This window comes from Pseudomonas benzopyrenica (assembly GCF_036884265.1).
GTDB lineage: Bacteria > Pseudomonadota > Gammaproteobacteria > Pseudomonadales > Pseudomonadaceae > Chryseomonas > Chryseomonas benzopyrenica.
Genome location: NZ_CP145723.1, coordinates 1,779,641 through 1,794,116 on the forward strand (window position 1 = coordinate 1,779,641; position 14,476 = coordinate 1,794,116).

Here is a 14,476-nt window from a genome sequence, read left to right on the forward strand (position 1 = left end):
TTTTTTCGTCCGCACGAAAGCCATTCACCAGGGTCTTTCCCAGGTGCCCGTCAGGGCATTGAATTGTGTTAGACCTGTACGCCGAGTCCAAGCAAGGGGAGTGGGATGATCGTCGAGTATCTCTACAGCCTGGCCCAGGTGTCTGCCGAGCAGTGGAACGGTTTGCTGGTGGACGACCAGCCCTTTCTGCGGCATGAATTCCTCTCCACCCTGGAAGACAGCGGCAGCCTGGGGCAGGGGACCGGCTGGCAGCCCGCGCACCAGATCCTCAAGGATGAACAGGGTCGACTGCGGGCCGCGATGCCGGCCTATCTCAAGGCGCACTCCTATGGCGAATACGTCTTCGACTGGGCCTGGGCCGATGCCTGCCGGCGCGCCGGGATCGACTACTATCCCAAGCTGCTGGCCGCCGTGCCCTTCTCGCCGGTGCAGGGGGCGCGTCTGCTGGGCGAGCCAGCCGCCTGCGCGACCCTGCTCGACGCCACCACGGGCAGCCTGGCCGGTCTGGAGCTCTCCAGCCTGCACGTAAACTTCACCGACCCCAAGGCCGATGCCGTGCTGCAGGATCGCGATGGCTGGCTGGCCCGCCTCGGTTGCCAGTTCCACTGGCATAACCGCGGCTATCGCGACTATGGCGACTTCCTCGCCGCCCTGACCTCGCGCAAGCGCAAGCAGCTGCGCAAGGAGCGCGACCAGGTCGCCGGCCTGGGGGTGAGTTTCGAGTGGCGTAAGGGCGATGAGTTGAGCGAGGCGGAGTGGGACTTCGTCTATGCCTGCTATGCCAATACCTACGAGGTACGCGGCCAGGATCCCTACCTGACCCGCGCCTTCTTCAGCCTGCTGGCCGAGCGGCTGCCCGAGGCGATTCGGGTGGTGCTGGTGCGCCAGGGCAGCCGGCCGGTGGCCATGGCCTTCTATCTCAAGGACGATGACACCCTCTATGGCCGTTACTGGGGCTGCCTGCAGGAATTCGACCAGCTGCACTTCGAGACCTGTTTCTACCAGGGTATCGAGTACGCCATCGCCGAAGGGCTGCAGCGCTTCGATGCCGGCGCCCAGGGTGAGCACAAGCTGATTCGGGGCTTCGAGCCCACCCTGACCCATTCCTGGCACTACCTGGTACATCCGGGTTTGAGAGCCGCTGTGGCGGAGTTTCTCGACCAGGAGCGAGAGGGGGTCCAGGCCTATGCGCGCCGGGCCGCCGAGGCCTTGCCCTATCGCCAGGAAGACGGCGCGGCACCATGCTGAACTATCTCTGGTTCCTACTGGCGGCGCTGTTCGAGATCGCCGGCTGCTATGCCTTTTGGCTCTGGCTCCGGCTGGATCGCAGTCCCTGGTGGATAGCGCCCGGGCTTGCCAGCCTGGTGCTCTTCGCCCTGTTGCTGACCCGTATCGAGGCGGCCTACGCCGGGCGCGCCTACGCCGCCTATGGCGGCATCTATGTGGTGGCGTCGCTGGGCTGGCTGGCGCTGGTCGAGCGCACCCGGCCGACTTGGACGGATCTGGCGGGCGGTCTGCTGTGCGTGGCCGGGGCGCTGGTGATCCTGTTGGCGCCGCGCGGCAGTGCCTGACAGGCGCGAGACGCGCTAGTCGTCGAGCAACTCGGGCGGCACGTCGCGGCGCAGCACCAGTTGGCACAGCGCACTGTCCGGATCGAAGAGGATGACGGCTTCGCCGGTTTCCAGGGCACGGCGCGCGCGCTGGGTACGGGTCGCCAGGGGCGTCTCGTCACCGTTGTCGGTGCCGTCGCGGGTGACGAAGTCTTCCAGCAGGTTGTCGAGGGTGGCGGCAGCGAGCTGGTCGTGGGGGATGATCATGGAGAGGGGCCTGAAAAAAGGCGCCCAGGATACCCCAGGCGCTTGGTTCGAACGCTATTTGCTGCCGTCGCCAACGACCTCCTCCAGCGGCGGCAGGTGCGTCTGGTTGTCCATCTGGGTGTCTTCCGGCAGCAACTGGTGACCGAAGCGGTCCAGCGAGCTGTCGGCCGGTTGCGCATCGCTGTCGAACACCGGCGGGCTGAGCATGTAGCCGGTCAGCAGCTGGCTGAGCGCCGCCAGGCTGACGATATGGGTGCGCTCGTAGCCATGGGTGGCGTCGCAACCGAAGGCCAGCAGGGCGACCCGCACGTCCTGGCCGGAACTGATCGCCGAGTGGGCGTCGCTGTAGTAGTAGCGGAACAGGTCGCGGCGCACTGGGATGTCGTTGCGTTGCGCCAGGCGCAGCAGGTGCCGTGACAGGTGATAGTCGTAGGGGCCGGCGGAATCCTGCATGGCCACGCTGACGCGGTGCTCGTCGGAGCGCTGGCCGGGCGCGACTGGGGCGATGTCGATGCCGACGAATTCGCTGACGTCCCAAGGCAGGGCACCGGCGGCGCCGGAGCCCACTTCTTCGGTGATGGTGAACAGCGGATGGCAGTCGATCGGCGGCGTCTGGCCAGTTTCCTTGAGCATCTTCAGCGCGGTGAGCAGGGCGGCGACGCCCGCCTTGTCATCCAGGTGACGCGAGCTGATGTAGCCGCTGTCGGTGAATTCCGGCAGCGGATCGAAGGCGACGAAGTCGCCGACCTGCACGCCCAGCTGTTCGGTCTCATGGCGGCTCTTGGTCACGGCATCCAGGCGCAATTCGATGTGGTCCCAGGTCACCGGCATCTTGTCGATTTCGGTGTTGAAGGCGTGACCGGAGGCCAGCAGCGGCAGCACACTGCCTCTCAGGGTGCCGTCATCGGTGAACAGGCTGACCCGGCTGCCTTCGGCGAAGCGACTCGACCAGTGGCCGACCGCCGCCAGGCCCAGGCGGCCATTGTCCTTGATCTCGCGGACGATGGCGCCAATGGTGTCCAGGTGCGCGGAGACGGCCCGGTCGGGACTCTCCTTGTGGCCCTTGATGGTGGCGCGGATGGTGCCGCGGCGGGTCAGTTCGAAGGGGATGTCGAGTTCGTTGAGCCGTTCGGCCACGTACATGACGATGGTGTCGGTGAAACCCGTGGGGCTGGGGATGGCCAGCATGTCCAGCAGGACCTTGCGCAGGTAATCCAGATCGGGCTCGGGCAAGCGATTCATAGCGGAACCTCCCGGGAGAGCGGGAACAGCAGGTCGATGAAGCGTTCGGCGGTGGGGCGGGGCTCGTGATTGGCCAGGCCCGGCCGCTCATTGGCTTCGATGATGACGTAGTCGGGCGAGTCGGCAGCCGGGACCAGCAGGTCCATGCCGGTGACGGGGATGTCCAGTGCCCGGGCCGCCTGGATGGCAGCGTCGGCCAGCACCGGATGGAGGCTGTCGGTGACGTCTTCCAGGATGCCGCCGGTGTGCAGGTTGGCGGTCTTGCGCACGGCCAGGTGGGTGCCGGTGGGAAGCACGCTGTCCCACTCGTAGCCGGCACCGCGGATGGCGCGTTCGGTTTCCTCGTCCACCGGGATGCGCGACTCGCCGCCGGTGGCGGCCTGGCGACGGCGACTCTGGGCTTCGATCAGGTCCCGGACGCTGTGCTGACCGTCGCCGACGATTTCCGCCGGCCGGCGGATGGCCGCAGCCACCACCTCGTGGCCAATGACCACTATCCGCAGGTCGAGGCCCTGGTGAAAGCTTTCCAGCAGCACGCGATCGTCATAACGCTGCGCCGCCTGGATGGCGGTGGCGAGGTGTTCGGCGTCGCGGATATCCACGGCCACGCCCTTGCCCTGTTCGCCATTGACCGGCTTGACCACCAGAGCGCCATGCTTCTCCAGGAAGGCGGCGTTGTCTTCGTCGCTGCCCGCCAGTTGCTGTTCAGGGACCTTCAACCCGGCCCGGGCCAGGGTACGGCTGGTCAGCACCTTGTCGGCGCAGAGGGTCATGGTCACGGCGGAGGTGAGATCGGTGAGGGATTCGCGGCAACGGATGCGCCTGTTGCCCTGGATCAGGGTGAAAAGACCCCCTTCGGCATCGTCCACCTGCACCTCGATGCCACGCCGCAGGGCTTCGTCGACAATGATCCGTGCATAGGGATTCAGTTCGGCAGCAGGGCCGGGGCCGAGGAAAAGCGTCTGATTGATGCCGTTCTTGCATTTGATGGCGAAGGTCTGCAGCGGTCGGAAACCCAGCTTGTCGTAGAGGCGCTTGGCCTGCAGGTTGTCATGCAGCACCGACAGGTCCAGATAGGCCAGGCCGCGACTGGCATAGTGCTCGATCAGGTGGCGCACCAGCGCCTCGCCGACGCCGGGTCGGCTGCACTCGGGCGATACCGCCAGGCACCACAGCGAGGAGCCGCCATCGGGATCCTGGAAGGCCTTGACGTGATTGAGGCCCATCACCGAGCCGATGATGGCGCCGCTGTCGTCGTCTTCCGCCAGCCAGTAGACCGGGCCGCCCTTGTGCCGGGGCGTCAGCCGCTCGGTGTCGACGGGCAGCATATGGCGCTGCTGATAGAGCCGGTTGATCTCGCTCCAGTCCTGCGCGGAGCAGGCGCGGCGGATACGAAAGCCGCGATAGATCCGGCGTGCCGGGCGATAGTCGCTGAACCAGACCCGCAGGGTATCGCTGGGGTCGAGAAACAGCTGTTGTGGCGCCTGGGCCAGCACCTGGTGCGGAGCGGCCACGTAGAGGGCGATGTCGCGCTCGCCCGGCGTTTCGGTGAGCAGCTCCTTGGCCAGGCTGGCGGGGTCGGGATAGGTATGGCCGACGAGCAGCCGTCCCCAGCCGCAATGCAGGCAGAGCGGCTGGGAGGTCGGATGATCGCCTTCCGCCAGGCGCGCCTGCAGCCGTTCGTAGGAGGGCGTCTGGGCACGCTGGAGGCGCTGGTTGTAGCTGGTCGCTTTCATGCGTCTTGCACCCTCACAGTCCGTGTTCGCTCAGCCAGAGGTTGAGCGCGGCGAGTTGCCAGAGCTTGGAGCCACGCAGGGGCGTGATGCGGTCGGCTGGATTGGTCAGCAGGCGATCGATCTCGGCGGTGTCGAACAGGCCGCGATCCTGGCTGGGATCCAGCAGCAGCTCGCGTACCCAGCTGAGTGTGTTGCCTTCCAGGTGCTTGAGGCCCGGCACCGGGAAATAGCCCTTGGGCCGGTCGATCACCTCTTGGGGAATGACCTTGCGCGCGGCGGCCTTGAGCACCTGCTTGCCCCCATCGCCCAACTTGAATTCGGCGGGAATGCGCGCCGAGAGTTCGGCGAGGCGATAGTCGAGGAAGGGCACCCGAGCTTCCAGGCCCCAGGCCATGGTCATGTTGTCGACCCGCTTGACCGGGTCGTCCACCAGCATCACGGTGCTGTCCAGGCGCAGGGCCTTGTCGACCCCGGCGCTGGCGCCCGGCTTGGCGAAGTGCTGACGCACGAAGGCCTCGGCGGCGTCTTCCTCCAGGCGCATGCCTGCCTGCACCGTGGCGGCGTACTGGGCATAGTCGCGGTCGAAGAAGGCAGCGCGATAGGCGGCGAAGGGATCGGCGGCGCCATGCACCTGGGGATACCAGTGGTAACCGGCGAAGAGTTCGTCAGCGCCCTGGCCGCTCTGTACTACCTTGCAGTGCTTGGAGACCTCGCGCGACAGCAGATAGAAGGCGATGCAGTCGTGGCTCACCATCGGCTCGCTCATGGCCGAGAAGGCGCGCGGCAGCTGCTGGATGATCTCGTCCTCGGCGATGCGCAGTTGATGGTGACGGGTGCCGTAGTGATTGGCGATCAGATCGGAATACTGGAATTCGTCGCCACGCTCGCCGCCGGCATCCTCGAAGCCGATGGAGAAGGTCAGCAGGTCCTTGACCCCCGAATCGTGCAGCAGGCCCACCAGCAGGCTGGAGTCCACCCCGCCGGAGAGCAGCACGCCGACCTCGCGCGCCGCGCGCTGCCGGATCGCCACGGCGTCCTTGAGACCATGCAGGACGCGCTCGGCCCAGTCGTCCAGGGTGTAGCGACGCTCGTCTTCACGGGGACCGTAGTCCAGATTCCACCAGGTCTCCTGATGCTGCTGGCCAGACGCATCCACGGTCATCCAGGTCGCTGGCGGCAGCTTCTGCACGCCCTGCAGGATGGTGCGCGGTGCCGGCACCACGGCGTGGAAGTTCAGGTAGTGGTTGAGCGCGACCGGATCGATGCGGGTGTCGATGTCACCGGCTTCCAACAGGGCGGGCAGGCTGGAGGCGAATCTCAGGCGTTTGTCGGTGAACGATAGATACAGCGGCTTGATCCCCAGGCGATCCCGGGCGATGAACAGCCGACCGCTGTCTCGCTCCCAGATGGCGAAGGCGAACATGCCGTTGAGCTTGGGCAGCATGTCCTTGCCCCAGGCGTGATAGGCCTTGAGCAGGATTTCGGTGTCACCACCGGAATAAAAGCTATAACCCTTGGCTTCCAGCTCGGTACGTAGTTCCGGATAGTTGTAGATGGCGCCGTTGAACACCATAGACAGACCCAGTTCCGGCTCGATCATGGGTTGGCCCGAGGCTTCCGCCAGATCCATGATCTTCAACCGCCGGTGGCCCAGGGCGACCGGCCCCTGGCTATGGAAACCCCAGGCATCCGGTCCGCGCTGTTCGAGGCGGTGAGTGATGCGCTCCACCGCGCTGATGGCTGCAGGTTGTTGATCGAAACGAAGCTCTCCGGCGATGCCGCACATGGTGCTGTGCCTCTTGAATCCTTGGGATGCGGCGCGGTGAGTTCAATCCCGAACCCGGCGTGCGCATCCAATGCGTGTGGACTTCTCGCGATCCTTGAGAAGCCAATGCAGGGCGTCGTGCGGGCGCAAAGGGCAGGGGCGGACAGCTCGTCTGTCTGGCGCCGTGGGCCTGAACGCACGCACCGACCGACAGCGGGTCTCAAAGAGAGTGGGGTACCGCCGGTCAGGGCCTCAGGTTACGAGCCCCAGGCGCGGCGGATGGTTCCATCGCAAGGGTCATGGCTGCCGCCACCGTCACAGGCGGGACTGCAAAAGTGATCTTTATATGTTATAATGTATCTTTAATCGGCGCGCGGAAGGCATCCTGTCTTCGGCGCCCCAGACCAGGAGACGTCTCATGAAACCCGGTATCCATCCCAACTACCGTCCCGTGCTGTTCCACGACACCACCTCGGACACCTACTTCCTGATTCGCTCCACGGCTGAGAGCGACCGCACCCAGGAATACGAAGGCGAGACCTATCCCTACATCAGCCTCGACGTATCCAGCGCTTCCCACCCCATCTACACCGGCGAGCAGCGCCAGATGAAGGTCGAAGGCCGCGTCTCGAGCTTCAACAAGAAGTTCGCCGGCTTCCCGGGTGGCAACAGCAAGTAAGCGCCACGGGCAGCGCGCCGGCTCAGCGCGCGCTGCTGACCCCTTCGAGGGTGGCGAAGGAGGTGTCCTTGGCGGTCAGCAGGAAATCCTGCATGAAGGGCGCTTCCAGCATGTCTTCGCGAATCGCCGCATGGAGCGTCGCATAGAGGCCTTTCTCCCCCAGCCGGCGCGCCGTCACGTAGCCGCGCGAGCTGTACTCATGGATCGCCCAGTTGGGCAGGCAGCAGACGCCACGGCCTGACGCCACCAGTTGCAGCATCATCACCGTCATCTCCGCCGTGCGAATCGACAGCGGTTCGACATCGGCCGGATCGAGAAAGCGGGTGAAGATATCCAGTCGATCACGCTCCACCGGATAGGTGATCTGGGTCTCCTGGGCGAGGTCCTCGGGCACGATATAGGGCCGCTGTGCCAGGGGATGCTGGTTGGCCACCGCCAGCAGGGCTTCGTAGGTGAACAGCGGCACATAGGTGACCCCCGAGAGGTCCACTGGATCGGCGGTCACCACCAGATCCAGATCGCCCCGCGCTAGCGCGGGCAAGGGTGCGAAGGAGAATCCGGAGGCCAGGTCCAGCTCCACTTCCGGCCAGGAATCGCGAAACTGGTCGATGGTCGGCATCAGCCATTGGAAGCAGCTGTGGCATTCGATGGCCATGTGCAGCCGGCCCGCCGTCCCGCCCACCAGGCGCGCCAGATCCCGTTCGGCACTGCGCAGATGCGGCAACACCGCGTCCGCGGTCTGCAGCAGGCGCAAACCGGCGCTGGTGAAGCGGATGGGTTTGGTCTTGCGAATGAATAGCGGGGTCCCCAGCCGTTCTTCCAGTTCCTTGAACTGATGGGAGAGGGCGGACTGGGTCAGATGCAAGCGTTCTGCAGCCTCCACCAGACTGGAGGATTCGCGGAGTGCATGCAGGGTTTTCAGGTGGCGAAGTTCGAACATGGCGTCGGCGCTGGAGGTAAAGGTGCATCATGAAGACTTTTCATGGTGCTGCCTATGCTCCAACGCGCCTGGCGCGCTGTTTCAGTGTCTATTGCAAGGGTGAACACCATTGTTCCTGAGCGGATTGCCCGCTCAGGAACAGCAGGCGTCAGGCCGCGTTGCTGTCCTTGGCGCTCCGGGCGGGTTCGGAATGCGCCAGGAGGTTTTCCAGAGCGGCCCGCTCCGCATTGGTGAATACCAGGCCCAGCTTGGTCCGCCGCCAGAGCACGTCATCGGCACGGGTGACCCACTCGTGGCGCTGCAGGTATTCCACTTCACGCACGTGGAGGTCAGCGCCGATTACCGCACCTAGTTCCTCCACCGAGCGCGAATCACCCAGCAGGGTCCAGACCCGACTGCCATAGGTGGTGGCCCAGCGCTGCGCCAGGGCCGGCGTCAGGCCGCTGACCTTGTCCAGCAGTTCGCGGGTCAAGGCCTGGGGCGTGGTCATGTTCTCGCCACCGGGCAGCGGTGCCGAGGCTGTCCAGCTGTTGCCCAGCCGGGGGAAGAAGGGCTGCAGCTGCGCCATCGCCGACTCGGCCAGCTTGCGGTAGGTGGTCAGCTTGCCACCGAACACCGACAGCAGCGGGGCGCCCTGTTCTTCGGCCAGCGACAGGGTGTAGTCGCGCGTGATGGCGGAGGGGTTATCCGACTCGTCGTCGCACAGCGGGCGGACACCGGAGAAGGTGTGCAGGACGTCATCGCGACTGAGCTGCTTGCGGAAGTGGGCATTGGCCACCCCCAGCACATAGTCGATTTCCTGGTCGGTGATGGTCACCTTGGCCGGATCGCCCTGGTACTCGCGATCCGTAGTGCCGACCATGGTGTATTGGCCCAGGTAGGGAATGGCGAAGACAATGCGGCGGTCCTCGTTCTGCATGATGTAGGCTTGGTCGCCTTCGTACAGTTTGGGCACGATGACATGGCTGCCCTGGATCAGGCGGATGCCATAGGGCGACTTCTGCTGCAGGTCCTGACGGATGAAGCTGGCGACCCAGGGGCCGGCGGCATTGACCAGGCCCTTGGCACGGATTTGCTGGCGACCCTGAGGACCTTCGACCTCAACCTCCCAGTGACCCTCGACGCGACGGGCACTGACGCAACGGGTGCGGGTCACGATGTCGGCACCCTTGTCCCGCGCCTGCATGGCGTTGAGCACCACCAGCCGGGCATCGTCCACCCAGCAATCGGAATACTCGAAGCCACGCTTGATCTCGGCCTTGAGCGGCCCCTGGGCATCGAATTTCAGGCCGCGCGAACCCGGCAGCTTTTCGCGCTTGCCGAGGTGGTCATAAAGGAAGAGACCGGCACGGATCATCCAGGCCGGACGCAGGTGCGGGCGATGGGGCAGGACGAAGCGCATCGGTTTGACGATGTGGGGCGCCTTCGCCAGCAGTACCTCGCGCTCGGCCAGGGCTTCGCGCACTAGCCGAAACTCATGGTGTTCCAGGTAGCGCAGGCCGCCGTGGATCAGCTTGCTGCTGGCAGAGGAGGTGTGGCTCGCCAAGTCGTCACGTTCACAGAGGAACACCGACAGGCCACGACCGGTGGCGTCGGCGGCGATGCCGACGCCATTGATGCCACCGCCGATGACGGCGAGATCGTAGGTCCGGGGAGTTGCAGTGGGTGCCTGGGCCATGGTGCCTCCTGTGAAACGAACATAATTATTCGGTTTCGAACATAATAGCCCAGCAAAAACTCAGGTTCTAGCCAGGCCTGTGTCTTCAGACCGCTAAAACGAAAAAAAACGAATATGGAGAGGGGGGAGGCGACGAATGGTCGTCGCCCCTGGAGGTCAGCGCGGGCGCGCTACCTCGACCTTGACCTGCCATTCGCGCAGGCAGCGCGCGAAGGCCGGAGAGGGCTCCTTCTCGGTGAACAGCTGATCGATCTGCTCCAGGCTGCCCAGGCGGATCATGGCGTTGCGGCCGAACTTGCTGGAGTCGGCGGCGAGAAACACCTGGCGGGCATTGTGGATGATGGCCTGGGAGACGCAGACCTCCTGGTAGTCGAAATCCAGCAGGGTGCCGTCTTCGTCGATACCGCTGATGCCCACCAGGGCGTAGTCGACCTTGAACTGCTTGATGAAGTCGGCCGTGGCCTGGCCCACCACGCCGCCATCGCTGCGCACCTTGCCGCTGGCGATCAGCACGTCGAAGTCGTCCTTGGCGCTGAGGATGTTGGCCACGTGCAGATTGTTGGTGATGACCTTGAGGCTGCGATGCCCGAGCAGGGCATGGGCGATGGCCTCGGTGGTGGTGCCGATGTTGATGAACAGCGAGGCATGGTCGGGCACGGCAGCGGCCACGGCTTCGGCGATCAGGCGCTTTTCCTCGCGCATCTGTCCGGCCCTCATGCTGTATTCGGTGTTTTCCACGCTGGAGTCGTGGGCGGCACCCCCGTGGTAGCGCCGCAGCAGCCCGGCTTCGGCGAGCTGGTTGATGTCGCGGCGGATCGTCTGGGGGGTGACGGAGAAATGCTGGGCCAGCTCTTCGATGCTGACGTAGCCGCGCTCACGGACCAGTTCGAGAATCTGCTGTTGGCGAGGCGCCAGGCTCATTACGGCTTCCTTGAGGTGATCGAGTAAATTCACAGAGGATGCCGTAGCTCTTTCAAGGTGGAAAGCGCTTGTCGCGCAAAGCAAGACCGGCGTCGGAAGACGCCGGCCTCGTGGGGGAGCCTTGCGGGAAGCGGCCCGGCGAGTACCGGCCGCCTCCCGGTCGGATTCGACTCAGTCCAGCGCCCAGCCGCGGGTACGCTCGACTGCCTTCTTCCAACCCTTGTACAGGGTGTCTCTCTTGCTCGGATCGCAAGCCGGTTCGAAGACCCGCTCGATGGTGCTCTTGCTGCGCAACTCGTCCAGGCTGCTCCAGAAGCCGGTGGCGAGACCCGCGAGGTAGGCCGCGCCCAGGGCCGTGGTCTCCTTCATTTCCGGTCGCTCGACCCGGGTGCCGAGCACGTCCGACTGGAACTGCATGAGGAAGTTGTTGGCGGTGGCGCCGCCGTCCACGCGCAGGGACTTCAAGGCTTCGCCGGCATCCTGCTGCATGGCGTCCAGCACGTCGCGGGTCTGGAAGGCGATGGATTCCAGAGTGGCGCGGATGATGTGGTCCACTTTCACGCCCCGGGTCAGGCCGAACAGCGCGCCGCGGGCATAGGGATCCCAGTAGGGCGCGCCCAGACCGGTGAAGGCCGGGACCAGGTAGACGCCGTTGCTGTCGGTCACCTTGGTGGCGAAGTACTCGGAGTCCAGGGAATCGTTGATCACCTTGAGCTCGTCACGCAGCCACTGGACGGTGGAGCCGCCGTTGAAGATGGCGCCTTCCAGGGCGTAGTTGACCTCGCCGCGAGGACCGCAGGCGATGGTGGTCAGCAGGCCGTGCTGGGACTGCACCGCCTTCTCGCCGGTGTTCATCAGCAGGAAGCAACCGGTGCCATAGGTGTTCTTGGCCTGGCCGGGCTCTACGCACATCTGGCCGAACAGCGCCGCCTGCTGGTCGCCGGCGATACCGGCGATGGGGATGCCGGTGGTCTGGCCGCTGCCCAGGTGCGCCTGGCCATAGACCTCGGAGGAGGATTTCACTTCCGGCAGCATCTCGCGCGGGATGTCGAGCACCTCGAGCATGGTGGCATCCCACTCACGCTTGTGGATATCGAACAGCAGGGTGCGGGAGGCGTTGGTGTAGTCGGTGACGTGGGCTTGACCGTGGGTCATCTTCCAGATCAGCCAGGTGTCCACGGTGCCGAACAGCAGCTCGCCGCGGCGGGCGCGTTCACGGCTGCCTTCGACGTGATCGAGGATCCACTTGATCTTGGTGCCGGAGAAATAGGGATCGATCACCAGGCCGGTGGTCTTGCGGATATGGTCTTCCATGCCGTCGCGCTTGAGCTGGTCGCAGATCGCGGTGCTCTGGCGGCTCTGCCAGACGATGGCGTTGTAGATGGGACGACCGGTGAGCTTGTCCCAGACGATGGCGGTTTCACGCTGGTTGGTGATGCCGATGGCGGCGATCTGCTCGGTGCTGATGCTGGCCTGGGCCAGGGCCTCGACGAACACCGCGCTCTGGGTGGCCCAGATCTCCATGGGGTCGTGCTCGACCCAGCCGGCCTGGGGATAGATCTGCGCGAATTCGCGCTGGGCGATCGTCACCACGTTGGCATTGCGGTCCAGCACGATGGCACGCGAGCTGGTGGTGCCCTGGTCGAGCGCGACGATGTACTGCTTGTTCTGGTCGGTCATGGTCGTATTCCTTATTGTGATTCGCGGCGATCAGGACGCTTTGGAAGCGGAGTTCACTTCGGTGCGGGCGCTGTCCTCGGCCTTGGCCGGGACGTCGCAGGCACCGGAAGCCAGGCCGGGCAGGTGGCGGCAGATCAGCGCCTTGTAACCGGCGGCGCCCAGGCAGGCACCGACGATGGGGCCGAAGATCGGCACCAGGAAGTAGGGGATGTCGCGGCCACCGGTAAAGGCGATTTCACCCCAGCCGGCGAAGAAGGCCATCAGCTTGGGTCCGAAATCCCGGGCCGGGTTCATGGCGAAGCCGGTCAGCGGACCCATGGAACCACCGATCACGGCGATCAGCAGGCCGATCAGCAGGGGGGCGAGCGGGCCACGGGGCAGGCCGTTGCCGTCGTCGGTGAGGGCCATGATCATGGCCAGCAGGATGGCGGTGATGACGGCTTCCACCAGGAAGGCCTGACCGATCGACAGGGAAGGATGGGGATAGGTGGAGAAGACGCCGGCCAGTTCCAGGCTCGCCTGGCTGCCGCGGACCATGTTGTGGGCCTGTTCATAATCGAAAAACAGGCTGCTGTAGAGGCCGTAGACCAGCGCCGCGCCACAGAAGGCACCGGCGACCTGGGCCAGGATGTAGGCCGGGACCTTGCGTCTTTCGAAGCCACCGAACAGCCAGAGGGCGATGGTGACGGCCGGGCTGAGATGCGCGCCGGAGACACCGGCGGATAGGTAGACCGCCATGCTCACGCCGACGCCCCAGATGATACTGATCTCCCACAGGCCGAGGGTAGCGCCGCCGACCTTCGCGGCCGCCACGCAGCCGGTACCGAAGAAGATGAGCAGGGCTGTGCCGAGGAATTCGGCGATGCATTGACCGCGTAGTGTTGGAGCGAGAAGAGTACTCATGGGGGAGCCTCGTGGTTGTTGTATTTATAGGTGGCCGATGGGCCATTTGTTCGCAACCGAAAATCTAATTTCAAATATGAAAACTGTCAAAGCTCCTGAGCGCAAAAACAGTGACGACGTTCGACAATTCATTGCCGATGCGACGCCGCCTGCTATTTTGGTCATAGGACTTGTGAAGACAACCTGTCCATCGGCCGGTCTTAGGCTGTAGCCGTCGCTACAGGGATCATCAGAGGCCGGGTGCCCGTGCGACGTTGACGCTTGCTGTTTCTCTTCTTCTGCTCAGGTAGCGTGCATGTCCCTAGAATTTCATCAGGTCGATGCCTTCACCGATCAGGCCTTTCGCGGCAATCCTGCTGCCGTCTACCGCCTGGATAGCTGGCCGGCCGACGAGCTGCTGCAGCGAATCGCCACCGAGCACAATCTTTCGGAAACCGCCTTCGTGGTGCGCGAGGGCGAGACCTGGCGGATTCGCTGGTTCACCCCGCGGACCGAGGTGCCATTATGCGGTCATGCCACCCTGGCAGCCGCCCATGTGCTGTTTGAAGCCTATGGAGAGCCTGGAGATCGACTGGAGTTCATCTGCCAGTCGGGCGTGCTGCGGGTGTTTCGCGAGGGCGATGGCCTGCTGGCGCTGGATTTTCCGGCGTTGGTGCCCACGGAGCTGGGGGTGACGCCCGAACTGGAGCGAGCCCTGCAGGTCTCGCCGGTGGATGCCCTGGCGGCGGACAAGCTGCTGGTGCTGCTGGAGTCGGAACAGGCGGTGCGTGACTGCAAGCCGGATCTGGCTGCCATTGCCCGGCTGCCCTGGCAGGGCGTCATCGTGACCGCACGGGGACAGGAGGTCGACTTCGTCTCGCGCTTCTTCGCCCCGGCAGTGGGCGTGGACGAGGATCCCGTCACCGGCTCGGCGCATTGCAGCCTGATTCCCTACTGGTCGCGGCGACTGGCCAAGCGGATGCTCACCGCCCAGCAACTCTCCGCTCGCGGTGGGCAACTCAGGTGTCGGTTGGAAGGCGATCGGGTCAGTATCGCCGGGCGGGCGGTAACGGTCATGCGCGGGCAGCTGTTGCTGTGAGCCAAAGGCCTCGGCTGCCTGGCGCAACCGAGGCCTA

13 protein-coding genes are annotated in these 14,476 nt (G+C 64.9%); 4 read left to right on the forward strand and 9 right to left on the reverse strand.

The genetic code is table 11. The features are described from left to right. The first annotated feature begins 105 nt into the window (after positions 1–105). Together V6W80_RS08265 and V6W80_RS08270 are read left to right on the forward strand one after the other, a co-directional pair. Complete coding sequence (locus V6W80_RS08265) at positions 106–1,248, forward strand: GNAT family N-acetyltransferase (protein ID WP_064307227.1); 1,143 nt, start codon at positions 106–108, stop codon at positions 1,246–1,248. After that, positions 1,242–1,571, forward strand: a complete 330-nt coding sequence (locus V6W80_RS08270) for a YnfA family protein (protein WP_007162734.1) — start codon at positions 1,242–1,244, stop codon at positions 1,569–1,571. The genes V6W80_RS08265 and V6W80_RS08270 overlap by 7 nt, the downstream gene beginning before the upstream one ends. Positions 1,572–1,586: 15 nt before the next feature. Here V6W80_RS08270 and V6W80_RS08275 read toward each other — a convergent pair whose 3' ends face one another. The 4 genes from V6W80_RS08275 to V6W80_RS08290 are packed head-to-tail and all read right to left on the reverse strand — an operon-like array spanning position 1,587 to position 6,581. Beyond that, positions 1,587–1,817, reverse strand: a complete 231-nt coding sequence (locus V6W80_RS08275; protein ID WP_007162735.1) for a YheU family protein — start codon at positions 1,815–1,817, stop codon at positions 1,587–1,589. Between the two features lie 54 nt (positions 1,818–1,871). Further along, the gene (locus tag V6W80_RS08280) at positions 1,872–3,059 is read right to left on the reverse strand and encodes an osmoprotectant NAGGN system M42 family peptidase (protein WP_017640298.1); all 1,188 of its coding nucleotides are present in this window, start codon (positions 3,057–3,059) and stop codon (positions 1,872–1,874) included. Beyond that, positions 3,056–4,795, reverse strand: a complete 1,740-nt coding sequence (gene ngg / locus V6W80_RS08285) for an N-acetylglutaminylglutamine synthetase (protein WP_338546556.1) — start codon at positions 4,793–4,795, stop codon at positions 3,056–3,058. The genes V6W80_RS08280 and ngg overlap by 4 nt, the downstream gene beginning before the upstream one ends. Positions 4,796–4,808: 13 nt before the next feature. After that, entirely contained in the window at positions 4,809–6,581 is a 1,773-nt protein-coding gene (locus V6W80_RS08290; RefSeq protein ID WP_338546557.1) for an N-acetylglutaminylglutamine amidotransferase, read from the reverse strand. A 397-nt stretch (positions 6,582–6,978) separates the two neighbouring features. Between V6W80_RS08290 and V6W80_RS08295 the strand changes: the two genes are divergently transcribed. Then, a complete protein-coding gene (locus tag V6W80_RS08295; protein WP_007162739.1) occupies positions 6,979–7,239 on the forward strand; it encodes a type B 50S ribosomal protein L31 in 261 nt (86 codons plus the stop codon). 22 nt (positions 7,240–7,261) lie between these two features. Here the strand turns inward: V6W80_RS08295 and metR are convergent, their stop codons facing one another. From metR to V6W80_RS08320, 5 genes are all read right to left on the reverse strand, one after another. Then, complete coding sequence (gene metR / locus V6W80_RS08300; RefSeq protein ID WP_064307222.1) at positions 7,262–8,179, reverse strand: transcriptional regulator MetR; 918 nt, start codon at positions 8,177–8,179, stop codon at positions 7,262–7,264. Positions 8,180–8,327: 148 nt separating this feature from the next. Beyond that, positions 8,328–9,857, reverse strand: coding sequence for a glycerol-3-phosphate dehydrogenase (gene glpD / locus V6W80_RS08305; RefSeq protein WP_338546558.1), 1,530 nt, complete (start codon positions 9,855–9,857; stop codon positions 8,328–8,330). A 156-nt stretch (positions 9,858–10,013) separates the two neighbouring features. Then, positions 10,014–10,778 carry a DeoR/GlpR family DNA-binding transcription regulator gene (locus V6W80_RS08310; RefSeq protein WP_338546560.1) on the reverse strand — a complete coding sequence of 255 codons (765 nt, stop codon included), beginning with the start codon at positions 10,776–10,778 and terminating at the stop codon, positions 10,014–10,016. Positions 10,779–10,949: 171 nt separating this feature from the next. Further along, positions 10,950–12,458 (reverse strand): glycerol kinase GlpK, encoded by a 1,509-nt coding sequence (gene glpK / locus V6W80_RS08315; RefSeq protein ID WP_093249319.1) that lies wholly within the window; start codon positions 12,456–12,458, stop codon positions 10,950–10,952. Between the two features lie 30 nt (positions 12,459–12,488). Continuing rightward, the gene (locus V6W80_RS08320; protein WP_017640304.1) at positions 12,489–13,361 is read right to left on the reverse strand and encodes an MIP/aquaporin family protein; all 873 of its coding nucleotides are present in this window, start codon (positions 13,359–13,361) and stop codon (positions 12,489–12,491) included. A gap of 295 nt (positions 13,362–13,656) precedes the next feature. Between V6W80_RS08320 and V6W80_RS08325 the strand changes: the two genes are divergently transcribed. Further along, entirely contained in the window at positions 13,657–14,439 is a 783-nt protein-coding gene (locus V6W80_RS08325; RefSeq protein ID WP_017640305.1) for a PhzF family phenazine biosynthesis protein, read from the forward strand. Positions 14,440–14,476 lie beyond the last annotated feature (37 nt).

Coding starts and splice junctions, on each gene's coding strand:
- V6W80_RS08265 (WP_064307227.1), top strand. CDS start 106: ATGATCGTCGAGTATCTCTACAGCCTGGCCCAGGTGTCTGCCGAGCAG.
- V6W80_RS08270 (WP_007162734.1), top strand. CDS start 1,242: ATGCTGAACTATCTCTGGTTCCTACTGGCGGCGCTGTTCGAGATCGCC.
- V6W80_RS08275 (WP_007162735.1), bottom strand. CDS start 1,817: ATGATCATCCCCCACGACCAGCTCGCTGCCGCCACCCTCGACAACCTG.
- V6W80_RS08280 (WP_017640298.1), bottom strand. CDS start 3,059: ATGAATCGCTTGCCCGAGCCCGATCTGGATTACCTGCGCAAGGTCCTG.
- ngg (WP_338546556.1), bottom strand. CDS start 4,795: ATGAAAGCGACCAGCTACAACCAGCGCCTCCAGCGTGCCCAGACGCCC.
- V6W80_RS08290 (WP_338546557.1), bottom strand. CDS start 6,581: ATGTGCGGCATCGCCGGAGAGCTTCGTTTCGATCAACAACCTGCAGCC.
- V6W80_RS08295 (WP_007162739.1), top strand. CDS start 6,979: ATGAAACCCGGTATCCATCCCAACTACCGTCCCGTGCTGTTCCACGAC.
- metR (WP_064307222.1), bottom strand. CDS start 8,179: ATGTTCGAACTTCGCCACCTGAAAACCCTGCATGCACTCCGCGAATCC.
- glpD (WP_338546558.1), bottom strand. CDS start 9,857: ATGGCCCAGGCACCCACTGCAACTCCCCGGACCTACGATCTCGCCGTC.
- V6W80_RS08310 (WP_338546560.1), bottom strand. CDS start 10,778: ATGAGCCTGGCGCCTCGCCAACAGCAGATTCTCGAACTGGTCCGTGAG.
- glpK (WP_093249319.1), bottom strand. CDS start 12,458: ATGACCGACCAGAACAAGCAGTACATCGTCGCGCTCGACCAGGGCACC.
- V6W80_RS08320 (WP_017640304.1), bottom strand. CDS start 13,361: ATGAGTACTCTTCTCGCTCCAACACTACGCGGTCAATGCATCGCCGAA.
- V6W80_RS08325 (WP_017640305.1), top strand. CDS start 13,657: ATGTCCCTAGAATTTCATCAGGTCGATGCCTTCACCGATCAGGCCTTT.